23 protein-coding genes and 1 tRNA gene are annotated in these 24,724 nt (G+C 68.0%); 13 read left to right on the top strand and 11 right to left on the bottom strand.

The features are described from left to right. Positions 1-45 precede the first annotated feature (45 nt). Positions 46-2,316, bottom strand: a complete 2,271-nt coding sequence (gene katG / locus ASF81_RS07845) for a catalase/peroxidase HPI (RefSeq protein WP_055807303.1) — start codon at positions 2,314-2,316, stop codon at positions 46-48. A gap of 146 nt (positions 2,317-2,462) precedes the next feature. On the opposite strand from katG, the gene ASF81_RS07840 reads away from it, so the two are divergent. The 3 genes from ASF81_RS07840 (at position 2,463) to ASF81_RS07830 (ending at position 5,153) form a co-directional block, all read left to right on the top strand. Then, entirely contained in the window at positions 2,463-3,362 is a 900-nt protein-coding gene (locus ASF81_RS07840; protein ID WP_055807300.1) for a hydrogen peroxide-inducible genes activator, read from the top strand. A gap of 72 nt (positions 3,363-3,434) precedes the next feature. Continuing rightward, on the top strand, positions 3,435-3,686 hold the full coding sequence (locus ASF81_RS07835) for a hypothetical protein (protein ID WP_055807296.1): 252 nt from the start codon (positions 3,435-3,437) through the stop codon (positions 3,684-3,686). 93 nt (positions 3,687-3,779) lie between these two features. Beyond that, positions 3,780-5,153, top strand: coding sequence for an NAD-dependent succinate-semialdehyde dehydrogenase (locus tag ASF81_RS07830; protein ID WP_055807293.1), 1,374 nt, complete (start codon positions 3,780-3,782; stop codon positions 5,151-5,153). A 78-nt stretch (positions 5,154-5,231) separates the two neighbouring features. Here the strand turns inward: ASF81_RS07830 and acnA are convergent, their stop codons facing one another. Continuing rightward, positions 5,232-7,958 carry an aconitate hydratase AcnA gene (gene acnA / locus ASF81_RS07825; protein WP_055807289.1) on the bottom strand — a complete coding sequence of 909 codons (2,727 nt, stop codon included), beginning with the start codon at positions 7,956-7,958 and terminating at the stop codon, positions 5,232-5,234. 367 nt (positions 7,959-8,325) lie between these two features. On the opposite strand from acnA, the gene ccmA reads away from it, so the two are divergent. The 6 genes from ccmA to ASF81_RS07795 are packed head-to-tail and all read left to right on the top strand — an operon-like array spanning position 8,326 to position 11,519. Then, on the top strand, positions 8,326-8,949 hold the full coding sequence (gene ccmA, locus ASF81_RS07820) for a heme ABC exporter ATP-binding protein CcmA (protein ID WP_055807287.1): 624 nt from the start codon (positions 8,326-8,328) through the stop codon (positions 8,947-8,949). Next, entirely contained in the window at positions 8,946-9,656 is a 711-nt protein-coding gene (gene ccmB, locus ASF81_RS07815) for a heme exporter protein CcmB (RefSeq protein WP_045809988.1), read from the top strand. Before ccmA ends, ccmB begins: the two co-directional genes overlap by 4 nt. 39 nt (positions 9,657-9,695) lie before the next feature. Further along, the gene (locus ASF81_RS07810; protein WP_055807282.1) at positions 9,696-10,415 is read left to right on the top strand and encodes a heme ABC transporter permease; all 720 of its coding nucleotides are present in this window, start codon (positions 9,696-9,698) and stop codon (positions 10,413-10,415) included. A gap of 4 nt (positions 10,416-10,419) precedes the next feature. Then, complete coding sequence (ccmD, locus tag ASF81_RS07805) at positions 10,420-10,638, top strand: heme exporter protein CcmD (protein ID WP_055807279.1); 219 nt, start codon at positions 10,420-10,422, stop codon at positions 10,636-10,638. Beyond that, positions 10,635-11,195, top strand: a complete 561-nt coding sequence (locus tag ASF81_RS07800) for a DsbE family thiol:disulfide interchange protein (RefSeq protein WP_055807275.1) — start codon at positions 10,635-10,637, stop codon at positions 11,193-11,195. Before ccmD ends, ASF81_RS07800 begins: the two co-directional genes overlap by 4 nt. Before the next feature lie 45 nt (positions 11,196-11,240). Continuing rightward, complete coding sequence (locus ASF81_RS07795) at positions 11,241-11,519, top strand: hypothetical protein (RefSeq protein WP_039243838.1); 279 nt, start codon at positions 11,241-11,243, stop codon at positions 11,517-11,519. Here ASF81_RS07795 and ASF81_RS07790 read toward each other — a convergent pair whose 3' ends face one another. From ASF81_RS07790 to ASF81_RS07780, 3 genes are all read right to left on the bottom strand, one after another. Further along, positions 11,520-12,275: a M48 family metallopeptidase gene (locus ASF81_RS07790; RefSeq protein WP_039244085.1), complete on the bottom strand. Its 756-nt coding sequence runs from the start codon at positions 12,273-12,275 to the stop codon at positions 11,520-11,522. It abuts the gene before it with no gap. A 68-nt stretch (positions 12,276-12,343) separates the two neighbouring features. After that, positions 12,344-13,882 carry a cryptochrome/photolyase family protein gene (locus tag ASF81_RS07785; protein ID WP_055807272.1) on the bottom strand — a complete coding sequence of 513 codons (1,539 nt, stop codon included), beginning with the start codon at positions 13,880-13,882 and terminating at the stop codon, positions 12,344-12,346. Between the two features lie 12 nt (positions 13,883-13,894). Next, positions 13,895-14,251, bottom strand: coding sequence for a DUF393 domain-containing protein (locus tag ASF81_RS07780; RefSeq protein WP_055807269.1), 357 nt, complete (start codon positions 14,249-14,251; stop codon positions 13,895-13,897). A gap of 95 nt (positions 14,252-14,346) precedes the next feature. On the opposite strand from ASF81_RS07780, the gene ASF81_RS07775 reads away from it, so the two are divergent. After that, positions 14,347-14,811 carry a DUF3429 domain-containing protein gene (locus tag ASF81_RS07775; RefSeq protein WP_055807267.1) on the top strand — a complete coding sequence of 155 codons (465 nt, stop codon included), beginning with the start codon at positions 14,347-14,349 and terminating at the stop codon, positions 14,809-14,811. 74 nt (positions 14,812-14,885) lie between these two features. Here the strand turns inward: ASF81_RS07775 and ASF81_RS07770 are convergent. Further along, positions 14,886-14,960 (bottom strand) — tRNA-Gly (locus ASF81_RS07770). Between the two features lie 220 nt (positions 14,961-15,180). Then, positions 15,181-15,963 carry an SDR family oxidoreductase gene (locus ASF81_RS07765; RefSeq protein WP_055807263.1) on the bottom strand — a complete coding sequence of 261 codons (783 nt, stop codon included), beginning with the start codon at positions 15,961-15,963 and terminating at the stop codon, positions 15,181-15,183. 55 nt (positions 15,964-16,018) lie between these two features. On the opposite strand from ASF81_RS07765, the gene ASF81_RS07760 reads away from it, so the two are divergent. Next, positions 16,019-16,417, top strand: coding sequence for a YkvA family protein (locus tag ASF81_RS07760; RefSeq protein WP_055754271.1), 399 nt, complete (start codon positions 16,019-16,021; stop codon positions 16,415-16,417). Positions 16,418-16,446: 29 nt separating this feature from the next. Here ASF81_RS07760 and ASF81_RS07755 read toward each other — a convergent pair whose 3' ends face one another. Next, positions 16,447-17,448, bottom strand: coding sequence for an NADPH:quinone oxidoreductase family protein (locus tag ASF81_RS07755; RefSeq protein WP_055807260.1), 1,002 nt, complete (start codon positions 17,446-17,448; stop codon positions 16,447-16,449). Positions 17,449-17,592: 144 nt separating this feature from the next. On the opposite strand from ASF81_RS07755, the gene ASF81_RS07750 reads away from it, so the two are divergent. After that, the gene (locus ASF81_RS07750) at positions 17,593-18,462 is read left to right on the top strand and encodes an isoaspartyl peptidase/L-asparaginase family protein (RefSeq protein ID WP_055807257.1); all 870 of its coding nucleotides are present in this window, start codon (positions 17,593-17,595) and stop codon (positions 18,460-18,462) included. Here the strand turns inward: ASF81_RS07750 and ASF81_RS07745 are convergent. After that, positions 18,459-20,180 (bottom strand): ATP-binding protein, encoded by a 1,722-nt coding sequence (locus ASF81_RS07745; protein ID WP_162237590.1) that lies wholly within the window; start codon positions 20,178-20,180, stop codon positions 18,459-18,461. The genes ASF81_RS07750 and ASF81_RS07745 overlap by 4 nt on opposite strands. 247 nt (positions 20,181-20,427) lie before the next feature. On the opposite strand from ASF81_RS07745, the gene ASF81_RS07740 reads away from it, so the two are divergent. Further along, the gene (locus ASF81_RS07740; RefSeq protein WP_055807250.1) at positions 20,428-23,292 is read left to right on the top strand and encodes a pitrilysin family protein; all 2,865 of its coding nucleotides are present in this window, start codon (positions 20,428-20,430) and stop codon (positions 23,290-23,292) included. Positions 23,293-23,348: 56 nt separating this feature from the next. On the opposite strand, the gene ASF81_RS07735 is transcribed toward ASF81_RS07740, so the two are convergent. Together ASF81_RS07735 and ASF81_RS07730 are read right to left on the bottom strand one after the other, a co-directional pair. Then, entirely contained in the window at positions 23,349-24,182 is an 834-nt protein-coding gene (locus ASF81_RS07735; RefSeq protein ID WP_055807247.1) for a serine protease, read from the bottom strand. A 12-nt stretch (positions 24,183-24,194) separates the two neighbouring features. Continuing rightward, positions 24,195-24,635: a DUF350 domain-containing protein gene (locus tag ASF81_RS07730; protein WP_017506264.1), complete on the bottom strand. Its 441-nt coding sequence runs from the start codon at positions 24,633-24,635 to the stop codon at positions 24,195-24,197. Between the last annotated feature and the right edge of the window lie 89 nt (positions 24,636-24,724).

The following is a 24,724-nucleotide window of genomic DNA, read 5'->3' as shown; positions in this document are numbered from 1 at the left end:
CGCTGCGACGCGCCCGGCCCTCTTCTTTCCAGCCTCTGCCCCGGCTCAGCCGTGCAGGTCGAACCGGTCCAGCTCCATGACCTTGGTCCAGGCCGCCACGAAGTCCGAGACGAACTTCCCTTCGGCGTCGGCCCCGGCATAGACCTCGGACAGCGCGCGCAACACGGCGTTGGAGCCGAACACCAGATCGACGCGCGTGCCGGTCCACTTGGCTTCGCCCGTCTTGCGGTCGCGGCCTTCGAACACGTCCTTGGCGTCCGAGGTCGCCGTCCACTTCACGTCCATGTCCAGCAGGTTGACGAAGACATCGTTGGCAAGCACGCCCGGCCGCTCGGTCAGCACGCCGTGCGTCGCACCGCCCGTATTGATGTTGATCGCTCGCAGGCCGCCGATCAGCACCGTCATCTCCGGCGCCGTCAGGGTCAGCCGCTGCGCCTGATCGATCAGCAGCGACTCGGCTGGCACGGCATAGCGGGCCTTCTGGAAGTTGCGGAAGCCGTCGGCGACCGGCTCCAGATAGCCGAAGGATTCGACATCCGTCTGCGCCTGGCTGGCGTCGGTCCGGCCGGGCGTGAAGGGCACGCTGGCGTCGTGGCCCGCCGCCTTGGCCGCCTGTTCGACGCCTGCATTGCCGGCCAGCACGATCAGGTCGGCCAGAGACACCTTCTTGCCGCCCGTCTGCGCCTGATTGAACTCGGTCTGGATGCGCTCCAGCGTCTTCAGCACCCGGTCCAGCTGTTCGGGCTGGTTGACGGCCCAATCCTTCTGCGGCGCCAGGCGGATGCGGGCGCCATTCGCCCCGCCCCGCTTGTCCCCGCCGCGGAAGGTCGAGGCCGAGGCCCAGGCCGTGCCCACCAGTTCGGCGGCGCTCAGACCCGAGTCCAGCACCTTGGCCTTCAGAGCCGCCGCGTCCGTCGCGTCGATCAGCGGATGATCCACCTCCGGCACCGGATCCTGCCACAGCAGGACTTCGCTCGGGACTTCCGGCCCCACGTAGCGCGAACGCGGCCCCAGATCGCGGTGCGTCAGCTTGAACCAGGCCCGCGCAAAGGCGTCGGCAAAGGCCTGGGGATCGTTCAGGAACCGGCGCGAGATCTTCTCATATTCCGGGTCGAACCGCATCGACAGGTCGGTCGTCAGCATCGTCGGCCGCTTCTTCTTGGCCGGATCGTGGGCGTCGGGGATGATCTCGCCCGCGTCCTTGGCCACCCACTGATGCGCCCCGGCGGGGGACTTCTCCAGCTCCCATTCGAAGCCGAACAGGTTCTCGAAATAGAAGTTGCTCCACTGGGCCGGCGTCTGGGTCCAGGTGACTTCCAGGCCGCTGGTGATGGCGTCGGCGCCATGTCCCGTGCCGAAGCTGGAGGTCCAGCCCAAGCCTTGCGCCTCCAGACCGTCGCCTTCCGGCTCTGCGCCGACGTGGTCGGCAGGGCCCGCGCCGTGCGTCTTGCCGAAGGTGTGGCCGCCGGCGATCAGGGCCACCGTCTCTTCATCGTCCATCGCCATCCGGGCGAAGGTGTCGCGGATGTCGCGCGCCGCCGCGATCGGATCGGGATTGCCGTCCGGCCCCTCCGGATTGACGTAGATCAGGCCCATCTGCACGGCGGCCAGCGGGTTCTCCAGATCGCGCGAATGCTTGTCGCCGTCCGCATTGTCATCGCTGACCAGCACGGCCTCGTCGCCCGGCTTCACAACACCGTCCGAGCCGTGGGCATAGCGCTCGTCGCCGCCCAGCCAGGTCGTTTCGCGACCCCAATAGACGTCCTGATCCGGCTCCCAGGTATCGGCGCGGCCGCCGGAGAAGCCGAAGGTGCGGAAGCCCATGGTCTCCAGCGCGACGTTTCCGGTCAGGATCATCAGGTCGGCCCACGAGATGGCTTGGCCATACTTCTGCTTGATGGGCCACAGCAGGCGACGCGACTTGTCGATATTGACGTTGTCGGGCCAGGAGTTCAGCGGCGCGAACCGCTGCTGGCCCCGCCCGCCGCCGCCCCGACCGTCGCCGACGCGATAGGTGCCGGCGCTGTGCCAGGCCATGCGGATGAACTGCGGGCCGTAATGGCCGAAGTCGGCCGGCCACCAATCCTTGGAGTCCGTCATCAGCGCGCGCAGATCCGCCTTCAGCGCCTCATAGTCCAGCTTGGAAAAGGCCTCGCGGTAGTCGAACGACTCCCCCAGCGGGTCGGACTTGGTCGAGTGCTGGTTCAGCAGATCGACCCGCAGCTGATTGGGCCACCAATCGCGGTTCTGAACGCCGCCGCCTGCGACCGACCGGGGCGTCCGGCCGGAAAAGGGGCATTTGGCTTCGTCGGTCATGGTGTTTTCTCCCTGCTGCTCTGGCGCACGACGGCGAGCGATTTTTGCATCGCCCTGTAGATGATGGGGTCATACGACACGGGTCAAACGGATAAAGCCAATCGATTATCCTTGGCGTCAGCATAGGGCAGGCCTATTTCCCTTCCATGCTCCCCACGTTGCGTCAGCTCCAGTATCTCAAGCTCCTGGCCGAACACGGCAGCTTCTCGCGCGCCGCCGAGGCCGCTCATGTCAGCCAGCCCGCCCTCAGCGCCGGGGTGCAGGAGCTTGAGCGCATCCTGGGCGCGCCGGTGGTCGAACGCGCGCGCGGCGCCGTAATCATGACCGCCGTTGGAGCCGAGGCCGTTCGCCGCGCCGAGGACGTCCTGGCCCGCACCGAGGATCTGGTCGAGGCGGCCAAAAACGCCGGGCGTCTGCTGTCCGGCCGATTCCGCCTCGGCGTAATTCCGACCGTGGCCCCCTTCCTGCTGCCCGCCAAGCTCCCGTCGGTGAAGGCCGCCTATCCCAGCCTGAAGCTGTTCATCCGCGAGGATCTTACACCCCGGCTGATCGCGGCGCTGAAGGCAGGTCAGATCGACGCGGCGGTCATCGCCCTGCCTTATGATGCGCCGGGCATCGCCCACGCTCGCATCGGCGATGACGAGATCATGGCTGCAGCCCCCGCCGACCATGCCTTGGCCGCGCCCGGCCCCATCCGTCCCGGCTCGCTGCGGGCCGAGGATCTGATCCTGCTGGAAGACGGACATTGCCTGCGCGACCACGCTCTGGCGGCGCTGGACATCGAGGCCCCGCGTGGCGACGACGTCTTTGCGGCCACCAGCCTGCACACTCTGGTCCAGATGGTCGGCTCGGGCCTCGGCGTTTCCTTCCTGCCGAAGATGGCGGTGCAGGCCGGTCTGGCCGACAACCCCTCCGTCGCCATTCGCGCCTTCGAAAACCAGGCCGACGGCGTCCCGCCCCATCGCGAGATCGTCGTCGCCTGGCGCGCCGGCTCCAGCCGCGCCGCCGAGGCCCGGCTGCTGGCCGAGGCCCTGAAGCTAGAGTGAAGCTAGAGTGAAAACGGACTGAGGCTCGATTGATCGATTGACCTGAGCGCCGAACAGGCCGCTTGGAAGCAGATGGCAACCGAAACCGTCTATATCGTCCAGGCCTATGTCCAGGGCCGGGGCAAGGCCCTGCGCGCAGAACCTCAGGTCGGCTGCAAGGACGCCGAAGAGGCGCGTCGCAAGGCCGAACGCCTGGCGCCGTTGCGTCTGGGCGTCGTCGCCTTCGCCGTCTCGGCCGACACCGAAATGGGGGATTACGACGAAGAGCCGACCATCCTCTTCAAGTCCGGCCAACTGCCGCCGCCGTTCAGCGATCCGGACTGACGGCCAGGCAACCCGCCCCGACAGGTCGCGTTTGCTTTCCTGACAGCGGATCGACGCCGCCCCGGGCGTTCGACCGAAGCTTCAGGACGCCCCATGGCCTACCGCACCCTCAATCCCTTCACCGAACAACTGGTCGAGGACTATCCCGAACACACCGACGACGCCGTCGAGGCCGCCCTGGCCAAGGCCGACGGCCTGTTCCATTCGGATTGGTCCAAGGGCGACATCCAGCCGCGCCTCGCCGTGCTGAAATCCTTGTCGGGCCTGCTGACCGAAAACCGCGACGACTTGGCCCGCACCATGGCCGAGGAGATGGGCAAGCCCCTGGCTCAGGGGCAGGGCGAGATCGATCTGTGCGCCGGCATCGCCGCCTACTATGCCGAGAAGGCCGCCGATTTCCTGAAACCCGAAAAGATCGACAGCGAACTAGGCGAGGCCTGGGTCGAGTTTCATCCGATCGGCGTGCTGCTGGCGGTCGAGCCGTGGAACTTCCCGATCTATCAGCTGATCCGCGTCGTCGCCCCCGCCATCGCGGTCGGCAATCCTGTGCTCTACAAGCACGCGGGCATCGTGCCCCGCTGCGCCGCCCGCTTCGCCGAACTGGTACGTGAGGCCGGCGCGCCCGAAGGGTTCGTCGCCAACCTCTACATCTCCTCGGACAAGGTCGCGGAACTGATCGGCGACGACCGCATCCAGGGCGTGGCCCTGACCGGATCGGAGGGCGCCGGCGCCAAGGTCTCGGCCCGCGCCTCGGAAATGCTGAAGAAGTCCACGCTGGAACTGGGCGGCAGCGACGTCTTCGTGGTGCTGGACGACGCCGACATCGAAAAGGCGGTCGCGGCAGGCGTCGAAGGCCGCCTGTCCAACGCCGGACAGGTCTGCACCGGCTCCAAGCGCTTCATCGTCCAAAAGTCGGTCTCCGACGCCTTCATCACCGGCTTCGTCGAAGGCATGAAGAAGGCCGTCATGGGCGATCCGCTGGACGAGGCCACCGACCTGGGCCCGCTGTCGTCCGAGGATGCGCTGAAGACCCTGACCAAACAGGTGGACGAGGCGATCCAGCACGGCGCCAAGGCGGTGACCGGCGGCAAGCCCGCCGATCGCACCGGCTTCTTCTACGAGCCGACCGTCCTGACTGACGTCGCGCGCGACAACCCGGCCTTCTATCAGGAGTTCTTCGGCCCCGTAGCCCAGGTCTTCGTGGTCGAGGACGACGACGCGGTCGTGGCCCTGGCCAACGACTCCCACTTCGGCCTGGGCGGCTCGGTCTTCTCGGGCGACACCGACCGCGCCCGCAAACTGGCCTCTCGCATCGAGACCGGCATGGTCTTCATCAACACCACCACGACCTCCATGCCCGAACTGCCGTTCGGCGGCGTCAAACGCTCGGGCTTCGGCCGCGAACTGGGCGATGTGGGCATCAAGGAGTTCGTGAACCGCAAGCTGGTGGTCGTCAGCGCCGAATGACCACCGCCTTTCGGCAAACGGAAAAGGGCCGGCGGATCGCTCCGCCGGCCCTCTTTTCTTGTCTGGGCGATCCGCGACCTATTCGGCGGCGATCGGCGCTTCGGTTTCCGGACCGCGCGCCAGGTTGCGCAGCACATAGGGCATGACGCCGCCGGCCAGCAGATAATCCAGCTCGGTCTGGTTATCGATGCGGCAGCGAACCGGGAAGCGGGCCATCTTTCCGTCCGACGGGCGGAACAGCTCGACCCACAGGTCCTGACGCGGCTTCAGCTTGCCGATGTTGGCGTCCGACAGGCCGCGGATCGTGACGATCTCCTCGCCCGTCAGGCCCAGCTTCAGCCAGCCGTCCTGCTTGAACTGCAGCGGCACGACGCCCATCCCGACCAGGTTGGAGCGGTGGATGCGCTCGAAGCTTTCGGCGATGACGGCGCGAACGCCCAGCAGACGCGTGCCCTTCGCCGCCCAGTCGCGCGACGAGCCGGTGCCGTATTCCTTGCCGGCGAAGACGACCAGCGGGCGGCCTTCCGACTGATACCGCATGGCCGCGTCATAGATCGACATCGTGTCGTTCGACGGGAAGTGCTTGGTCACGCCGCCTTCGATCTCGGGCGTGATGCGGTTCTTGATGCGGATGTTGGCGAAGGTGCCGCGCATCATGACTTCGTGGTTGCCGCGACGGGCGCCGTAGCTGTTGAACTCGGCCGCCTCGACGCCGTGGTTGGTCAGATAAACGCCGGCGGGCGAGGTCTTCTTGATCGAACCGGCTGGGCTGATGTGGTCAGTGGTGATCGAGTCGCCGAAGATGGCCAGAACGCGAGCCTCGACCACGTCCTGAACCGGGGTCAGGTCCATCGACAGGCCGTCGAAATAGGGCGGGTTGGCGACGTAGGTCGAGCTGTCGTCCCACTCATAGGTCTGACCGCCGGTGACCTTGATGGCCTGCCAATGCTTGTCGCCCTTGAACACGTCCTTGTAACGTTTGGCGAACATGGCCGGGGTGACGGACTTACGCTGGATGTCGGCGATTTCCTGCGTGGTCGGCCAGACGTCCTTCAGGAAGACGTCGTTGCCCTTCTTGTCCTGACCGATCGGATCCTTGGTGATGTCGATCCGCATCGAGCCGGCGATGGCGTAGGCCACGACCAGCGGCGGCGAGGCCAGATAGTTGGCCTGGACGTCGGGGTTCACGCGGCCTTCGAAGTTGCGGTTGCCCGACAGGACCGAGGTGGCGACCAGGGCGTTGTCGTTGATCGCCTTGGAGATCGCCGGGTCCAGCGGACCCGAGTTGCCGATGCAGGTGGTGCAGCCATAGCCGACCAGGTTGAAGCCCAGGGCGTCCAGATCCTTCTGCAGGCCGGCGTCGGTCAGATAGTCGGTCACGACCTGCGAGCCGGGGGCCAGCGAGGTCTTGACCCAGGGCTTGGCCTTCAGGCCCAGCGCATTGGCCTTGCGCGCCACCAGACCGGCGGCGATCAGGACCGACGGGTTGGAGGTGTTGGTGCAGGAGGTGATGGCCGCGATGACCACGTCGCCGTCGCCGACGGTGAACTTCTGGCCATCCACCGAGACACGCTCGGCGTCGGACGGACGGGCGAAGACGTCGGTCAGGGCGGTTTCGAACGCCGGAGCGGCGGTGGTCAGTTCGACGCGGTCCTGCGGACGCTTCGGACCCGCCAGCGACGGTACGACGGTCGAGATGTCCAGTTCCAGCACATCAGTGAAGACCGGGTCTTCCGAATTCTCGTCGATCCACAGGCCCTGGGCCTTGGCGTAGGCTTCGACCAGGGCGACGCGCGCCTTGTCGCGGCCCGTGGCGGTCAGATAGCCGATGGTCGCGGCCGAGACGGGGAAGAAGCCGCAGGTGGCGCCGTATTCCGGAGCCATGTTGGCGATGGTTGCTTGGTCCTCGATGGTCATGTTCGGCAGGGCGTCGCCGAAGAACTCCACGAACTTGCCGACCACGCCCTTCTTGCGCAGCATCTGGGTGACGGTCAGCACCAGGTCGGTCGCCGTCGTGCCTTCGGGCATCGAACCCGTCAGCTTGAAGCCGATGACCTCGGGGATCAGCATCGGGATCGGCTGGCCCAGCATGGCCGCCTCGGCCTCGATGCCGCCCACGCCCCAGCCCAGGACGGCTAGGCCGTTGATCATGGTGGTGTGGCTGTCGGTGCCGACGACGGTATCGGGATAGGCGACGGTCTTCTTGCCTTCGTCCAGGGTCCAGACGGTCTGGGCCAGGTTTTCGAGGTTCACCTGGTGGCAGATGCCGGTGCCGGGCGGCACGACGCGGAAGTTGTTGAAGGCCGACGAACCCCAACGCAGGAAGTTGTAGCGTTCGATGTTGCGCTCGTATTCGCGCTCGACGTTCTGGGCGAAGGCTTTGGACGTGCCGAAATTGTCGACCATGACCGAGTGGTCGATGACCAGATCGACCGGCACCAGCGGATTGATCTTAGCGGCGTCGGCGCCCAGGGCGCTCATGGCGTCGCGCATGGCGGCCAGATCGACCACGGCGGGAACGCCGGTGAAGTCCTGCATCAGAACGCGGGCCGGACGGAAGGCGATCTCGTGCTCGACCGAGCCCTTGTTCTCGACCCAGGCGGCGACGGCCTTCAGGTCGTCTTCGGTGACGGAAACGCCGTCCTCGTTGCGCAGCAGGTTCTCCAGCAGCACCTTCATCGAGCGCGGCAGGCGGGAAATCCCGGTCAGACCGGCTTCCTCGGCGGCGGGAAGGCTGTAATAGGCGTATTTCTTACGCCCGACGGAAAGGTCCTGGCGGGTCTTGAAGCTGTCGATCGACGGCATGGAGAGTTCCTCTGGTCAGCGCCGCCCGACAATCCGGTTGCGCCTTCGCGCGGCAGACGCAGCGGCTCACAGGGCCCCTGCGCGCGCGGCGAAAGCCTGCTGCGGCGACCGTGCCTATAGCCCCGCCACGCCGCACCGTCCATGTGTCCACACCCCTGACGTGGACATTGAGAAGGGTTCGCAGAAAACACGCCCTGCCTCTCCCTCCCCGGAACGGGGAGGGTGGTCGCGTAGCGACCGGGTGGGGGCGGCCCGGCAGGGGCGCACGGCTTGTGGCGAGAGCGATCAGCGATGTATCACGCCGCCGCCCCCACCCGACCTCGCTGTGCTCGGCCACCCTCCCAGGAGCGGGGAGGGAGATGCCGTCATGATCCACACCCTCGCCCTCTCCGGCCTGACCGTCTCGCGCGGCGAGCGGCGACTGTTCGACGGTCTCGACCTGACCTTGCGCGCGGGCGAGGTGCTGGCCCTGACGGGTGCAAACGGGGCGGGCAAGACCAGCCTGCTGCGCGCGATCGCCGGCCTGCTGCGCCCCGACGCAGGCACGGTCGCCTTCCAGGACGGCGACGGCAATCGGCTGGACGAACGACAGGCGCGTGGACGCGAAACCCATTTTCTCGGCCACCTGGACGGGCTGAAGGGCGGCCGCACCGCGCACGAAGAGCTGGGGTTTCAGTGCGACTGGCTGGGCCACACCCAGTACGGCGTCGATCACGCCGTCGAGGCCTTCGGCCTGAAGCCCCTGCTGGACCTGGAGGTCCGGCGTCTGTCCGCCGGTCAGCGCCGTCGCCTGGCCATGGGCCGGCTGGTCGGATCGCCGCGCGCCCTGTGGCTGCTGGACGAGCCGATGGCGCCGCTGGACACGCGCTGGCGCGAAGCTTTCGCCGAGCAGATGCAGCGTCATCTGGACGCCGACGGCCTGATCGTCGCCGCCGTCCACGACCCCCTGCCGCTGCCGACCCGCGCTCTCGATCTGGGGGCGCTGAAGTGAGCCGCCGCGATGTCGATCAGGAACCCCGTCCGCCTGGCCTGCGCGGCGCGACGCGCGTGCTGCTGGAGCGCGAGCTGGATCTGGCCTGGGGCGGGGGCGGCGGCCCCTTGCTGGCGTGCGGCTTCTTCGCCTGTCTGACCGCCATTCTGCCGCTGGCGGCCGGCGGCGATCCGCGCACGCTCGGCCCCGTCGCCGGCGGCGTCGCGTGGTTGGCCCTCGCCCTGGCGTCCCTGCTGTCGCTGGAGCGGCTGTTCGAGCGCGACATGGAGGACGGGGCGCTGGATCTGCTGGCCCTCGGTCATCTGGCGCTGGAGCAGGTCGTCCTGATCAAGGCCCTGGCCCAGTGGATCGCCGTCGGTCTGCCGCTTGCCCTGACCGCCCCCGTCGCCGCCCTGGCGCTGGGCCTGCCCGCGTCGCTGACGCCGCTGGTCGCACTGACCGCCCTGATCGGCGGCGCAGGCTTCGCCTTCACCGGGGCGCTCGGCGCCGCCCTTGCGCTGGGCGCAAAGCGTGGCGGGCTGCTGATCGCCGTCGTCGTCCTGCCGCTCTTCATTCCGCCGGTCGTCTTCGGCGCCGGCGCCCTGGAGCGCGCCGGATCGGGTCAGCCGATCGGCCCGGCGCTGGCCTTGCTCTGCGCCTACGTCCTGTTCGCCGCCGTCGTCGCCCCCTTCGCCGGGGCCGCCGCCGTTCGCAACGCGCAAGGGTGAGCTTGCCCGCGGTCCATTCGTTGCGTAAGCGCTGAACCGATGTTCGGCCTGTCCAATCCGCAGCGCTTCATGGCCTTCACCGGCCCGTTGACGCCCGTTCTGTGGGGGCTCGCCGCCGTGCTGCTGGCCGTCGGCGCCTGGCTCAGCTTCACCGTTCCGGCCGATTATCAGCAGGGCGACACGGTGCGGATCATGTTCGTCCATGTGCCTGCCGCCACTCTGGGCCTGGGCGCCTATGCCGCGCTGGGCGTATCCAGCTTTTTTGCGCTGGTCTTCCGCCACGCCCTGGCCGACGCCGCCGCCCGCGCCGCCGCCCTGCCGGGCGCCGCCTTCACGGCCCTGGCCCTGTTCACCGGCTCGCTGTGGGGCCAGCCGATGTGGGGGACCTGGTGGGTCTGGGACGCGCGCCTGACCAGCGTGCTGGTGCTGTTTCTCTTCTACCTCGGTTATATGGCGCTGAGAGCCTCGATCGACGACGAGCAAAAGGCCGGACGCGCCGCCGCCGTCCTGGGCTTGGTCGGCCTGATCAATCTGCCGATCGTGAAATTCTCGGTCGATTGGTGGAACACCCTGCACCAGCCCGCCAGCTTCCTGACGCCTGGCTCCTCAGGCCTCGACCCCGTCTATCTGCCGCCCTTCCTGACCATGCTGGCGGCCTATGGCATGCTGTTTGTGGCCCTGTGGCTGACCGCCATCCGCACCGAGATCCGCCGCCGCCGCGTCATGACCCTGCGCGCCCGTCTGGCTCAGGAGGCCTGAAGCCATGCTCGACCTCGACATGACCCCCTACGCCGCCTTCGTCTGGCCCGCCTGGGGCGTCAGCGCCCTGGTGCTGATCGTCCTGACCGTCCGCGCCGTCGTCGCCTCCCGCAAATGGAAGCGCGAACTGGCGCGACTGGAGCCAGCGCAAACGCCCTCGTCAGAAGGGGCGGATTCCGACCGTCCTCAAGTAGCGCGAAGCGCTGTAGGACAACAAAAATGAACCGCTGGCTGGCCCTGATCCCACTGGTGGTCCTCGCGGCTCTGGCGGCCCTGTTCGTCGGCTGGTCGCTGAAGCGGGATCCGGCGTTCAAGCCCGACGCCCTGGTCGGCCAGACCATCCCCGAGACGGTCCTGCCCCTGTTGTCGGGCGATCAGGCGGGACCGGGCAATCTGGACCTGAAGACTGCCGGCGTCGGTCGGCCCATGCTGGTCAATGTGTTCGCCTCCTGGTGTGCGCCGTGCCGGATCGAACATCCCAAGCTGCTGGCGCTGAAGGCGCGCGGCGTCGCCGTGGTCGGCATCGCCTACAAGGACGAGCCGGTCGCCACTCGCGCCTTCCTCGACGAACTGGGCGATCCCTATTCGATGGTGCTGGTGGACCGCGAAGGTCGTGCGGGCCTCGACCTCGGCATCTCCGGCGTGCCCGAGACCTTCGCCGTCGACGCCATGGGGCGCATCACCGCCAAACAGTCCGGCCCCTTGCTGAACGACGCCGACATCGACCGACTGGTCGCCTCCATGCAGGCCCCGCCCCGTCCCGCGCCGACCAAGCGGTGAGGCGGCGTTAACCCTTTTTCGAGGGTTTGCGTTAACCATGTCGGCATGAGCGCGATTCGTCCCGGCCTGCCGCTGAACACACCCGCCCAAGGCCTTGATCTGCCGAGCGCCCGCAGCGCTCAGGCGGCCTTCTTCCGCGCCGCCCTGAATCAGAATGCGGTGGATCAAACTGCGGCGCCGAAGCCGCCGGTCCCGGCCGCCGCCGTCATGTCCACGATCCGAACCGCCAACCCGGCCCGGCCGGTCGAGGCGCCCCCCGCCCCGGCCCAACGCGAGGAGCCGCGGATCATGCGCCCCGGCTCCTACCTCGACATCCGGGTCTGATCAGTTCCAGCCGCGGCTGGCGATATATTGCTGCAACGCCTCGATCCGGGTCGCATCCGACGGGTGGGTCGAGGCGAACTGCGGCGTCTGGGTCTGACGCTGCGCCGCCATCAATCGCCATAGCGCCACCGCCTGCGACGGCTTGAACCCGGCTCCGGCCATATAGTCCACGCCCAGACGGTCGGCCTCCAGCTCGTCGCGCCGCGAATAGGGCAGCAGAAGGCCGTATTGGGCGGCCAAACCGCCATAGGCGTTGACCGCATCTCCGTATCGACCCGCCGCCCCGCCGACGGCCGCCAGACCGACGCTGGTCACCGTTTGGTTCGAGGCGCGCTCGGCCGCATGGTTGGCGACGACGTGCCCGATTTCGTGACCGATCACGCTGGCCAGCTGGTCGTCGTTCTGGACCAGGGCCAACAGGCTGGTCGTCACGCCGATCTGGCCGGACGGCAGGACGAAGGCGTTGGGGCTGGCTTCCGTGAACACCGCATAGTCCCAGGTCCGACCGCCCAGCCCCGCCGCCTGAACCAGACGGTCGCCGACGCGCCGGATCCGGTCGACCTGCGCGCCGGTCGTCATCACGCCTGGCTTGGCGATAGCCTCGCGCCAGGCCGCCGTCGATTGCTGCGACAGGGCGGCGTTGTCCACCAGCAGCAGCTGATTGCGACCCAGAGCCTCGTTATAGGCGCAGGCGGACAGGGCCGAGGCCGCGACGGCGGCGGCCAGGACAAGGGCGGAACGGCGGGGCAGGATCACGGGGGCGGCCTCTTCGAGCAGGACGAAACAGCAAGGCAAATGGTCGCGCTGGGCCTGTGGTTCCACGGTCAATCGATCGGCGTCGCGCCCAGCAGCGTCCGGCACGCCTCCGCCTCGGCCGCCAGGGCCTTGCGCTTGGCCTCCCCGAACTTCTCCAGCGTGCGATAGGGCATGGCCAGCCGCACATTGTCCCGCAGCCGGCCGCGATTGCGCTCCAGAAAGCCCCAGTACAGCCGGTTGAACGGACAGGCCGCGTCGCCGCTCTTGCTCTTCACGTCATAGCGACACGCCCCGCAGTAGTCGCTCATCCGGTCGATATAGGCCCCCGAGGCCGCATAGGGTTTGGACCCCACGATGCCCCCGTCGGCGAACAGGGCCATGCCGCGCGTATTGGGCATCTCGACCCATTCATAGGCGTCGGCATAGACGCACATGTACCAGTCATCGACCTGATCGGGATGCACGCCCAGCAGCAAGGCCAGATTGCCGGTCACCATCAGCCGCTGGATATGGTGGGCGTAGGCGTTGTCGCGCGTGGTCTCCACCACGTCGGCGACACAGGCCATGTCGGTCTCGCCGGACCAGTAGAACCAGGGCAGCTTGCGGTCCGCATCCAGGAAGTTGCGCGCCCGATACTCCGGCGCCTTCAGCCAGTAGATGCCGCGCACGAACTCGCGCCATCCCAGGATTTGCCGGATGAAGCCTTCGACCGCATTCAGGGGCGCCTTGCCCGCCCGATACACCGCCTCGGCGCGCTTGCAGACGTCCAGCGGGTCCAGCAGGCCCAGGTTGATCGAGGTCGAGATCAGCCCATGCCACATCCATGGCTGACCCTCCGCCATCGCGTCCTGCCAGTCCCCGAACGACGGCAGGACGTCCTTCAGGAAGTGCTTCAGCGAAGCTTCCGCCTCCTGCGCCGTCGTGGCCCAGCCGAACCCGTCCAGCGATCCGAAATGGTCGCCGAACAGTCGCTCGACATCCGCCATCGCCTCGCGCGCCACGGCGTTGGGCGGGATGCGCAGGCGATCGGGGGGCGTCACGCCCTTGGCCAGCTTCTTGCGGTTCTCGGCGTCATAGTTCCAGCGCCCGCCCTCCGGCTGATCGCCGTCCATCAGTATGCCCGTCGCGCGGCGCATCTCGCGATAGAAGAATTCCATGCGCAGCTGCGACTTGCCCGAGGCCCAGCGACGAAAACGGTCGTGGCTGCTGATGAAGCGGCGATCCTCGCGAATCTCGACCGGCAGCTCCGCCCCTTCCGCAAAGGCGGCCAGATGCTCGGCCAGCCGCCACTCGCCGCATTCGGTCATCACCACCGTTCCATAAGCGCCCTCCTCAAGCGCCCGGGCCAGTTCGCCGGTGATGGAGCCGCTGTTGTCCGCATCGTCGATCCGCACATAGCGCACCTTGACGCCCCGCCCCTTCAGCCGCTCGGCGTGATTGCGCATGGCGGCGAAGACCAGGGCCAGCTTCTGCTTGTGATGCCGGACATAGGTCGCCTCGTCGCGAACCTCGGCCATCAGAACCGTGTCGACGTCCGGGTTCAGATCCTTCAGCGCCGACAGGTCGTCCGACAACTGATCGCCCAGCACCAGCCTAAGCACGGACATGCGTTATTCCCATCACCGGGCCCATTTGCGAGCGAGAGACTGAAGTCGAGGACGCAGGCGAAGGAACACCCGGTACGCCTGCTCCAACGCCGCAAGGACTGAGGGGATGCGTGCGGCCAGGCCCAGCGGCCGCAACAGCGGGATCGCCCGCCACATCGCCGCGAACGCCGCCGCGCCCGACAGCAGTCTTCCGTTCTCCGTCGCGTGGAATCGCGCCAGCAGCGTCTCGCGATCCAGCGGGCAGCTCGTCTGTCCGTCCGACACATCGACGAATCGGATCGCGCCGCGTCGATCCAGCCGACGCATCAGGGCGATCTCGCGTCGGCACAGGGGACAGCCGCCATCGTACCAGACAAGCAAGGGGGTCATGACGATCGAAGGCTCTCGGCGACGGCGAACGGGCTCGCCATCCTATACGGCCGTCCTCTACAGTCTGGATCGCAACCCGCCTCGACAGGTGTCCGATGACGATTGAACCCACCGGCCGACATCGCTTGCCGCCGCTCGCCCGCATACTGGGTTTCGCCGGCCTGCTGCCCCAGGCGGCGGCGGTCGTCGTCCTTGTTGCAGGCGATGCCGACCAGCAGACCGTCGCCCTCGGCCTGGCCTACGCCTACGCCGCCCTGATCTTCAGCTTCCTAGGCGGCGTCTGGTGGGGACTGGCGGCCGCGACGGGCCTGAAGGCGCCCAAATGGGTCTGGATCGCCTCTGTGGCGCCCTCGCTTCTCGCGCTGGCGACCAGCGTTGTCTGGGCGGCGGGTTCCAACCCGGCCGCGTCTCTGGTCGTGCTGGGCGTCTTCATCACCGCCAGCGTCCTGGTCGATCTGAAGCTGAAGACGGCGGGTCTGACGCCCGAGGGCTGGCTGGCGCTGCGGGCGCCGCTGTCGATCGGTCTGGGCGTGCTGACGCTCGCCGCCGGACTGATCTGAAAACACCTCAGGCAGCGGGCAAAAAATCGGGGCCTGCCGCAACCGACAGGCCCCTGATTTTATTTGTCTCGACTTGGAGCGGGCGAAGAGATTCGAACTCTCGACCCCAACCTTGGCAAGGTTGTGCTCTACCACTGAGCTACGCCCGCACTCCGTAGGAGCTAGGTGCGCTCCCCGTCGAGGAGGGGGCGTATAGCGGAGGGTTGATCGGTCCTGCAAGAGGTTTTTTCGGGCTATCGCGGTTCGCGCTGCTTGAGCCCGATAATTGCCTCCACGGCCGCTGCCGGAACGCTTTGCTGCTCGCCGCCTGAGCGCTTTTGCGCTCAAGCAGCGAGCGACCGCGTCGCGAGCGTAGCGCCCTTCCGCGCCTCAGCGCGGCGCCAGACGAATCCCGCCGTCCAGACGGATGCATTCGCCGTTGATGTAGACGTTTCTAGCCAGCTCCAGCACCAGCGACGCATAGTCGGCCGGCGTGCCCAGACGGCTGGGGAAGGGGATGGCGGCGGCCAGGGCGTCCTGGATCTTCTGGTCCATCCCAGCCATCATCGGCGTCCACATGATGCCGGGCAGGATGGTGTTGCAGCGCACCCCTTCCTGAGCCAGATCGCGCGCGATCGGCAGGGTCATCGCATAGACGCCGCCCTTGGACGCCGAATAGGCCGCCTGGCCGATCTGGCCGTCCTGCGCCGCTACCGAGGCTGTGTTGACGATCAGGCCGCGCTCGCCGTCCGCCATCGGCTCCAGCGTCACCATGCCCGCCGCCGACTGCGACAAAACGCGGAAGGTGCCGAACAGATTGACCCGCACGGTACGCTCGAACTGAGCCATGTCGTGGGCCTTGATCTCGCCGGTGTCCTTCTTGCGCGAGACGGTCTTCTGGCCCGTGGCGATGCCGGCGCAGTTGACGGTCAGACGCTCCTGGCCATGGGCGGCGCGGGCCTTTTCGAAGGCGGCGGCGACCGAGGCGTCGTCCGTCACGTCCACCTGACAGAAGACGCCGCCGATCTCTTTCGCGATTTCCTCGCCGCGTTCGGCGTTCAGATCGAACAGGGCGACCTTGGCCCCCGTCGCCGCGATGGCGCGCGCGGTGCCTTCGCCCAGGCCCGAGGCGCCGCCGGTGACCACTGCGGCGATGGTGTTGTCGAGTTTCATCCTGTTCGTTCCTATATTGTCGTGAACCTGAGTTTCGATTGAGGATTTAGCGGCCATGACCGCCAAAGCCAAACCCGCCGATCCGTCCGATGTCCTGGACCCGAAAAAGGCGCTCGTGCCGTCGGTCGTGAAGATCAACGAGGCCCGCGTGGCCAAGGGCTTCTGGCCCAAGATCCAGCGCACGGCCGCCCGCATCCCCTTTGCGGACCAGGCCCTGGCCGCCTGGTACGCCGCGCGCGATCCGCAGACGCCGATGGCGGCTAAGGGCATGATCTTCGCGGGTTTGGCCTATTTCGTCATGCCTGTGGACGCCATTCCCGACATCTTCGCGGGCATCGGTTACACCGACGATGCGGCCGTCATCACCGCCCTGCTGGCCCTGGTCGGCGCCAACATCAAACGCCGCCACCGCGACCAGGCCGAGGACGCGGTGCAGCGGCTGAAGGCGAAATAATGATCCTCCCCCGCTCCGCGAGGGAGGATTCAGCTCTCGACCGTCACCACGATCTTGCCCAGGGCTTGACGGTCGCCCAGGGCCTTGATGGCTTCGCCGGCCTTTTCCAGCGGGAAGGTCTTTGACACGCGCGGCCTGATCTTGCCGTCCGCGTACATCTGCATCAGCTCGGCCATGTTGGCGGCGTGGGCCTTGGGATCGCGCATCACCGCCGCGCCCCAGAAGACGCCGATCACCGACACCGACTTCAGCAGCGTCAGGTTCAGCGGCAGGGACGGAATGCCCGCCGGGAAGCCGACCACCAGATAGCGCCCGTTCCAGTCCATGGCCCGCAGCGCCGGATCGGCGTAGTCGCCGCCAACCGCATCATAGACCACGTCCGCGCCGTCGCGGCCGGTCGCCAGCTTGAACTCGCCCGACAGCTCTTTCTGCGCCGCCTTGTCCATCGGTCCCGACGGATAGATCAGGCCATTGTCGGCGCCCAGTTCAAGCGCGAACTCGACCTTGTCGTTGGTCGAGGCGGCGGCGACCACCTTGGCCCCCATAGCCTTGCCCAGTTCGACGGCGGCGGCGCCGACGCCCCCGGCCGCACCCAGCACCAGCAGGGTCTCGCCCGGTTTCAGCTGCGCCCGGTCCTTCAGCGCATAGTAGCTGGTGCCATAGGTCATGATCAGGGCCGCCGCTTCTTCGAAGCTCATGGCCTCGGGAATGGGGATGACCGTCTCGGCCCGCACCGCCAGCCGCTCGACCAGCCCGCCCCAGCCCGGCACGGCGATGACCCGGTCGCCCTTGCGCACGCCCTTGACGCCCTCGCCCACCGCCTCGACCACGCCGGCGACCTCGGCGCCCGGCGAGAAGGGCCGCTCGGGCCGGAACTGATATTTGTCCTCGATGATCAGGGTGTCGGGATAGTTGATCCCAACCGCCTTGACCTCGATGATCACCTCGCCCGCCTTGGGCGTCGGATCGAGCACGTCCTCGACCACGAGGGTTTCAGGACCGCCAGGCGTCTTGGACAGAACAGCGCGCATCAAGATTTCCTTTCTTGGCCTACCGCGCTTCGCGCTGCTTGAGGCCGTTTCCCATCGACCGACATGGCGCGGCCTTCATCGCGACGCTAAAGAGCGCCACGCCCGTTTGAAAGAGGCGATGAAGACAAGGCTCAGGAAGACGACATGACCGCCCTCATCCTTCACGGCGGCGCCGGCGCCCGGCGCGAACGCAACTACGACGCCGAGGTCGTGCACATGCGTGAGGTGGTCGAGGCCATGAAGGTTCGGCTGGAGGCGGGCGACAGCGCCCTGGATGTGGCCACCGCCGCAGTCGTCATGCTGGAGGATTCGGGCCTCTATGTCGCGGGCAAGGGCGCCTCGCCCAATCTGGCCGGCGCCTATGAGCTGGACGCCAGCATCATGGACGGATCGACCAAACGCGCTGGCGCCGTCGCCGCCCTGCAAGGGTTCCGCAATCCCGTCGTCGCCGCGCGCGCGGTGATGGAGAAGACGCCGCATATCATGCTGGCGGGCGAGGGCGCGGCCCTGTTCGCCCACGACCAGGGGCTGGAGCCCATCGCCGACGAGGCCGCCTGGTTCACCGGCGCCGGCAAGGGTGAGGACAACCATCCGCCCGGAACCCTCAGCCACGGCACCGTCGGCGCCTGCGTGCTGGACAGCCAGGGCCGTCTCGCCGCCGCCACCTCGACCGCCGGCGTCTTCGGCAAGATGCCGGGCCGCGTCGGCGACACTCCGATCCCCGCCGCCGGAACCTGGGCCGACGCCCACGCCGCAACGTCCTGCACCGGCCAGGGGGAATATTTCATCCGCGTCGCCGCCGCCGCCCAGGTCGCCTGGCGCGTCGCCGCCGGCCAGACCTTGGCCCAAGCGACCCAGGCCGTGATCGACGAAATCGGATCCATGGGCGGCGACGGCGGCATGATCGCTCTGGACGCCGCCGGAAACATCGCCGCCCCCTTCAACAGCCAGGGCATGAAGCACGCTTGGCTGACGCCCGCCGGCGAGATCGGCGTCCAGGTCTTCCGCGACTAGGTCTTTGCGGACATCACGTCGGAAATGGTGGTCAGCAGAACCTTCAGATCGACGGGCTTGCTGACCACCGCGTCCATGCCCGCCGCCAGATAGGCCTCGACCTGCTCCACCATCGCATTGGCCGTCAGGGCGATGATCGGCGTGCGGACCAGCCCCTGGTCGGCCTCGCCTTGCCGGATCGTCCGTGTCGCCGTCGGACCGTCCATGTTCGGCATCTGCACATTCATCAGGATCAGGTCCCAGTCGCGCGTTTGCGTCGCTTCGACCGCCTGAAGACCGTCATCGACGATCTCGACCTCGATCCCGACCTGGCCCAGAAGGCCCCGGATTACCTGCTGATTGACCGGATGGTCCTCGGCGACCAGCACCCGCAGCGCCCGCTCTGGCTCGGCGTCCGGCGCATCCTCGCCGGCCTTCACAGGTTGCGCCGGCGTCAGCGGCAGCGTGACGACGAAGATCGCCCCTTCGCCCGCCTCGCTCTCCACCTCGATCCGGCCGCCCATCAGCTCCACCAGGGTCGCCACGATCGACAGGCCCAACCCGGCCCCGTCACGCCGGTCGACGGCCGCCGCCTCGATCTGGGCGAAGCGCGTAAAGAGCTGCCCGATCTGGTCCGCCGGTATGCCCCGCCCCGTGTCCGACACGCGGAACACCGCCCCGGCGTCCGTGCGCGCGACATCCAACGCCACCTGCCCCTGTGTCGTGAACTTGATAGCGTTGGACAGCAGGTTGAACAGGATCTGGCGCAGCCGGACCGGGTCGGCGCTGACCCAGCCCAGGCCCGGCGACACGACGCGGAAGGCCAGGTTCTTGCTTTCGGCCAAGGGCCGCAGCGTCTCTGTGACCTCGTGGACCAAGGCGTCCGCATCGATGGGCTGCGGCACGATCTCCAGCCGCCCCTCCTCGATCCGCGACAGGTCCAGGATCTGGTTGATCAGGTCCAGAAGGGTGTGGGCCGACCGATCCAGAATCTCCAGTCGCGCCTTCTGCCGATCCTCCAGCGCGTCGCCCGCCATGATCTGCGCCATGCCGATGACGCCGTTCAGAGGGGTGCGGATCTCATGGCTCATATTGGCCAGGAAGCGGGACTTGGCGGCATTGGCCTCGTCCGCCTCCTGACGCGCGCATCGGGCGGCGTCGCGGTCCAGCACGGCCGCCTCATGCGCCGCCTGCACGTCCATCAGCAACGCCTTGTTGCGCTGATCCGCCGCGAACAGGTCGCACCACAGGGCGTGGGTCGCGCGCGAGATGATGAACAGGATCGTCGCCAGCATCACGAAGGCCGCCACCACCGCCAGACCGTGCGGCCCGATTAGCGAGGGATAGATCACGACCAGCACGGTCGCGCAGATCGGCGCCGCCGCCAGCGCCAACAGCCGAGGCGCCGCGCTGAACTGAACGAAAGCCACACCGATCGACCAGACCTGGATCAGCACCACCACCAGCATCACATCGGCGCGGGGGTTCATCAGCCAGGCGATCAGCGGCCCGGACACCCCTAGGGCGAACCGGATCGCCACGATGACCATCAGCAGCGGCGGCCAGCCTGCAACGGGCGCCTCAGCCTTCTGGTATCGTTTAACGCGCCCCTGGGCCCAAGCGTCGAACGCCATGCCGACCAGGGCGAACCCCAGCCCCACCCACGGCTGCCCGAGAGCCGCCAGGATCAGCCCGGCGGCCGCCCAACTGCCGTAAAGTACGGCGGGCGGAGTAACCATATTTTGCAGGACGAAGGCCCAGACCGCGATTTTTTCGTCGGAGACAGAAGTCGCTTTCGCTCGTCTCGGCACGGATCCTCGGCAGGGGGTCGCCGCTGACATGCGACATTGGGCGAATAGATCGCCGCCGGGGATTTGTCCATGAACGACCTGCGCCCCTTGCGCTTCATTACATCTCGGTAAGGTGCAAGACGCCCAATCGCTGATACGGTCTCGGCGCCCGGCGTTCCGGGCTTCGGAGCCTCTCATGAAATCCCGCCTGATCGCCACAGCTGCCGCCTCGGCCCTCCTTCTCGGCCTCGCCGCCCCCGCCTTCGCAGAGGGCGCCGCGCCCGCCGCTGCCGCCGCTCAATCGACCGGGCAGGCGCCGCAGGGTGTGAGCGTGCCGCCGCTGGGCTTCACCAAGCGCGTTCTGGCGAACGGGCTGGAGGTCTATTCGGCGCGTGACGCCGACACCTCGAACGTCACGGTCCAGGTCTGGTACAAAGTGGGCTCCAAGGATGACCCGGCCGGCCGCTCGGGCTTCGCCCACCTGTTCGAACACCTGATGTTCAAGTCCACCACCAACCTGCCGCCCGAGACCTTCGACCGGCTGACCGAGGACGTGGGCGGCTCCAACAACGCCTTCACCGCCGACGACACCACCGCCTATTTCGAGACCGTGCCCGCCAACCACCTGGAGCGGATGCTGTTCGCCGAGGCCGACCGCATGGGTTCGCTGGTCGTGGACGAGCCGACCTTCGTCGCCGAGCGCGACGTGGTGAAGGAGGAATACCGTCAGCGGATTCTGGCCAATCCTTATGGTCGTCTGTTCGGCCTGTTCGTGCCCGAGACCATCTATAAGGACAGCCCCTATCGCCGTCCGGGCATCGGCTCGATCGAGGAGCTGGAGGCCTCGTCGCTGGAAGACGTTCGCCGCTTCCACGCCACCTATTATCGTCCCGACGCCGCCTATCTTATCGTGGCCGGCAACTTCGACCAGGCTCAACTGGACCGCTGGGTGGATCAGTATTTCGGCCCGCTGAAAAATCCGACCACGCCGATCCCGACCAACAATGTCGTCGAGCCCGAGCCAGCGGGTCCGCGCAACGTCACCTACTATGCGCCCAACGTGCCGCTGCCGGCCGCCGTCGTCGCCTGGCCGACGGTAAAATACGCCGACGCCGACCGCGCCGCCCTGACCGTTCTGGACGGCATCCTGTCCACCGGCGAATCCAGCCGCCTGTATCGCTCGCTGGTCTATGACAAGCAGATCGCGGCCCAGATCGGCTCGACCCCCGACTTCTCGCAGCAGGCCGGCAATCTGTCCGCCCTGGCCATCATGGCGCAGGGTCACACGGCCGAGGAAGGCATCGCCGCCCTGAACGACGAGATCGCCAAGCTGCGCGACACGCTCGTCAGCGCCGCTGAACTGGCCGAGGCCAAGAACGAACTGGTCGCCGGCGCCCTGCGCAGCCGCGAGACGGTGGACGACCGCGCGACCGCCCTGGGCTTCTCGCTGATCAACACCGGCTCGGCCGCCGCCGCCGACGAAGAGGTCGCCCAGATCCAGGCCGTCACCGTCGCCGACATTCAGCGCGTCGCCCGCAAATATCTGACGCCGCAGCGCCAGTCGACGATCACCTTCCTGGCCGCCGACGATCAGAACCCCGCCTCGGTCCAGAAGATGAACGTGGACGCCCCCGTGAAGGTCGCCGACCTGGCCCCCGCCGGCCCGCCCGCCGTCCTCCTGCCCGAGGCGGAGCGCAAGCCCCTGCCCCAGCCGGGCGCCGAGGTCGCACCCGTGACGCCGACCGTCGTCGACTTCCGCCTGGACAACGGCCTGCGCGTCCTGGTCGCCCCGACCGACGGCGTGCCGCTGGTCTCGGCCCGCCTCAGCTTCGACGCCGGTTCGTCGGATGATCCGACGGGCAAGGCCGGCGTCGCCGCCATGACCGCCGCCCTTCTGACCCAGGGCACCAAGACCAGGACCGCGCCCGAAATCGCCACCCAGATCGAACAGTTGGGCGCCAGCGTGGGCGCATCAGCCGGGGTCGATTTTTCGAACGTCTACGCCAACGCGCCGTCGAACGCCTTCCCGGCGACCGTCGCCCTGATGGCGGATCTGGTGAAGAACCCGACCTTCGCCGGCGAAGAGCTTGAACGTCAGCAGGCCCAGACCCTGGACGGCCTGCGCGTCGCCCTCAGCCAGCCGGCGTCCATCGCCGGCATGACGGTCGGCCGCGTCATCTACGGCGACGCCCCCTATGGCGCGACGATCACCCAGCAGACGGTTCCGGCCATCACGGCGGCCGACGTCGCCGCCTTCCACGCCGCCCGCTACCGGCCGTCGGACGCGACCCTGGTCTTCTCGGGCGACATCACGCCGGCCGCCGCCCGCGCCCTGGCGCAACAGGCGTTCGGCGACTGGCGCCCGGCCGGCGCGGCCCCGGCCGCTGCGACCAATCCGGCCGGTCAGCCCCTGGCGCCGCGCATCGTCGTGGTGAACCAGCCCGGCGCCGGTCAGGCCGCGGTCGTCGCCGCCGTTCGCGGCGTGTCGCGCACCGATGCGGACTTCTTCCCGCTGACGGTCGGCAACACCCTGTTGGGCGGCGGCTTCTCGTCGCGCCTGAACCAGGAAATCCGCATCAAGCGCGGTCTGTCCTACGGCGCCTCGTCGTCGCTGGGCGCACGGGCGGATGCGGGCCTATTTACGGCCTCGACCCAGACCAAGAACGAGACCGCCGACGAGGTCGCCGATCTGATCCTGGCCGAAATCGCCAAGCTGGGAACCGAGACCCCGACCCAGGCCGATCTGGCCCCGCGCCGCGCCACCCTGATCGGCGGCTTCGGCCGCTCTCTGGAGACGGTGGACGGCCTGGGCGCCCTGGTCGCCACCCTGGCGCTCTATGATCTGCCGATGAGCGACCTCGCCGACTACGCCGGCCGAGTTCGCGCCGTCACGCCCGAACAGGTCGAGGCCGCCTTCGCCGAACACCTGCCGGTCAGCCGCGCCAGCCTGGTCATCGTCGGTGACGGCTCGAAGTTCCTGGACGATCTGCGCGCCAAACACCCGAACCTCGAAGTCATCGAGGCCGGCGCCCTGAACCTGAACAGCGGTTCGTTGAAGTAGAACTGAAAGCTGGACGGCCCGTCGCCTCTGCGTGGCGGGCCGTCACTTTTCTTAAGCTAGACCGACAGGCACACCACCTGCGCCACGCGCAGGTCGCGCCTCAGGCGGTTGGACACTTGGCCGTAATCCTCGGTCGTGATGGCCTGGCCGCGCGCGTCGTCGGCCGGCGTCTGTTCGCCGCGAATGGCCGGCCCGAACGTCTCCGGCGCCGTCGTATAGATCCGGCCCCGTCTCGGCGCCTCGGCGATGGTGACGCCCACGACGCGGCCCTGCGCATCCAAAGCCGGCGCGCCGGACAGGCCCGACAATGTACCCTCAAGCCCGTTGGTGCGCCCGACCTCGGCCCAGGACAGGACCGGCTCGTCGTGCGCGCCGCGCCCGAAGACCTTCAAGGTCTCGCGCCCCAGCAGGCGTGACGTCACCTCGCCCGGACGCCCCTGAGGAAAGCCCGGATGGAAGGCGCGCTGGCCCTTGCGCAGGGGCGCCTCGACCGCGACCGGCAGGGCCGCCGGCCCGCCGTCGGTGATCAGCAAGGCGACGTCGGCGCGCGGCGCCAGACGGACGTCGGCCGCGACCGCCCGCCCCTCGCCTACGACCAACGCCGGCTTGCGGCACCCCTCGACGACATGGCGCGCCGTCACCCAGCGCCCCCGTCCTGCGATAGAGAAGGCCGTGCCCGACGACGGCTTGAACGGCGCCTCGCCCGCATCGACCGTGACGGCGGCGTCGAAGGGGGTGATGGGGCCTAACAGCGCGCCCTCGGCGACATCGGCGCCGGCCTCAGCGACCGGCGGCGCATCGGCGTTCTCGCGTCGCCCCAGGGACACCGCCAGAAACACGGCCGCCACCGCTCCGTAGATGGCCCAGTCCGGCAGGCGGGGAAACTGCATCGCTCCGGCCGATCAGCCGGTCAGCGCGGCGGACAGGATGACGGCCGTCGCCAGCTTGGCGCCCAGCAGCACCACCGCCGCCGAAATCTCGCCGTGGCGGATCCGCTCGGGCAGGCCCGTCAGCAGCAGGTCCACGACCCGGAAGGCCAGAAGCTGCAGCACCACGGTCGCCACGCCCCAGATGGCGATGTCGCGCACCGAGGTCGACACCGACAGCGACACCGCCAGCGGCACCGCCAATCCCACCAGAATGCCGGCGAAGGCGATGGCGGCGGCGACATTGCCCTGACGGATCAGGGCGACCTCCTTCCACGGCGTCAGTAAGGCATAGACCGTCGCCCCCGCCGCAAGCAGCAGCAGGGTTACGATCAGGTGCATCACCATGACCGGGAAGCCCGAAGCGAAAGCCTGCACCTCGGCGCTTGAAAGGACGTTCGACAAGGAGGGGTCCATGCCCAGACGCCTTGCCCGATTGTCGCCCCAATCCGCAAGCGCGCCGGGGACACACTGCGTGACATTATGTGTCCGAAGGTTGTGACCTC

This window comes from Brevundimonas sp. Leaf168 (genome assembly GCF_001423685.1).
GTDB lineage: Bacteria > Pseudomonadota > Alphaproteobacteria > Caulobacterales > Caulobacteraceae > Brevundimonas > Brevundimonas vesicularis_C.
The sequence above is the reverse complement of the archived record's forward strand: the minus strand, read 5'-3'. Positions and strand labels throughout refer to the sequence as shown.

Excerpts from the sequence above, each read along its gene's own strand:
- katG (WP_055807303.1), bottom strand. The coding sequence starts at position 2,316 with ATGACCGACGAAGCCAAATGCCCCTTTTCCGGCCGGACGCCCCGGTCG.
- ASF81_RS07840 (WP_055807300.1), top strand. The coding sequence starts at position 2,463 with ATGCTCCCCACGTTGCGTCAGCTCCAGTATCTCAAGCTCCTGGCCGAA.
- ASF81_RS07835 (WP_055807296.1), top strand. The coding sequence starts at position 3,435 with ATGGCAACCGAAACCGTCTATATCGTCCAGGCCTATGTCCAGGGCCGG.
- ASF81_RS07830 (WP_055807293.1), top strand. The coding sequence starts at position 3,780 with ATGGCCTACCGCACCCTCAATCCCTTCACCGAACAACTGGTCGAGGAC.
- acnA (WP_055807289.1), bottom strand. The coding sequence starts at position 7,958 with ATGCCGTCGATCGACAGCTTCAAGACCCGCCAGGACCTTTCCGTCGGG.
- ccmA (WP_055807287.1), top strand. The coding sequence starts at position 8,326 with ATGATCCACACCCTCGCCCTCTCCGGCCTGACCGTCTCGCGCGGCGAG.
- ASF81_RS07810 (WP_055807282.1), top strand. The coding sequence starts at position 9,696 with ATGTTCGGCCTGTCCAATCCGCAGCGCTTCATGGCCTTCACCGGCCCG.
- ccmD (WP_055807279.1), top strand. The coding sequence starts at position 10,420 with ATGCTCGACCTCGACATGACCCCCTACGCCGCCTTCGTCTGGCCCGCC.
- ASF81_RS07800 (WP_055807275.1), top strand. The coding sequence starts at position 10,635 with ATGAACCGCTGGCTGGCCCTGATCCCACTGGTGGTCCTCGCGGCTCTG.
- ASF81_RS07795 (WP_039243838.1), top strand. The coding sequence starts at position 11,241 with ATGAGCGCGATTCGTCCCGGCCTGCCGCTGAACACACCCGCCCAAGGC.
- ASF81_RS07785 (WP_055807272.1), bottom strand. The coding sequence starts at position 13,882 with ATGTCCGTGCTTAGGCTGGTGCTGGGCGATCAGTTGTCGGACGACCTG.
- ASF81_RS07780 (WP_055807269.1), bottom strand. The coding sequence starts at position 14,251 with ATGACCCCCTTGCTTGTCTGGTACGATGGCGGCTGTCCCCTGTGCCGA.
- ASF81_RS07775 (WP_055807267.1), top strand. The coding sequence starts at position 14,347 with ATGACGATTGAACCCACCGGCCGACATCGCTTGCCGCCGCTCGCCCGC.
- ASF81_RS07765 (WP_055807263.1), bottom strand. The coding sequence starts at position 15,963 with ATGAAACTCGACAACACCATCGCCGCAGTGGTCACCGGCGGCGCCTCG.
- ASF81_RS07760 (WP_055754271.1), top strand. The coding sequence starts at position 16,019 with ATGACCGCCAAAGCCAAACCCGCCGATCCGTCCGATGTCCTGGACCCG.
- ASF81_RS07755 (WP_055807260.1), bottom strand. The coding sequence starts at position 17,448 with ATGCGCGCTGTTCTGTCCAAGACGCCTGGCGGTCCTGAAACCCTCGTG.
- ASF81_RS07750 (WP_055807257.1), top strand. The coding sequence starts at position 17,593 with ATGACCGCCCTCATCCTTCACGGCGGCGCCGGCGCCCGGCGCGAACGC.
- ASF81_RS07745 (WP_162237590.1), bottom strand. The coding sequence starts at position 20,180 with ATGGTTACTCCGCCCGCCGTACTTTACGGCAGTTGGGCGGCCGCCGGG.
- ASF81_RS07740 (WP_055807250.1), top strand. The coding sequence starts at position 20,428 with ATGAAATCCCGCCTGATCGCCACAGCTGCCGCCTCGGCCCTCCTTCTC.
- ASF81_RS07735 (WP_055807247.1), bottom strand. The coding sequence starts at position 24,182 with ATGCAGTTTCCCCGCCTGCCGGACTGGGCCATCTACGGAGCGGTGGCG.
- ASF81_RS07730 (WP_017506264.1), bottom strand. The coding sequence starts at position 24,635 with ATGGACCCCTCCTTGTCGAACGTCCTTTCAAGCGCCGAGGTGCAGGCT.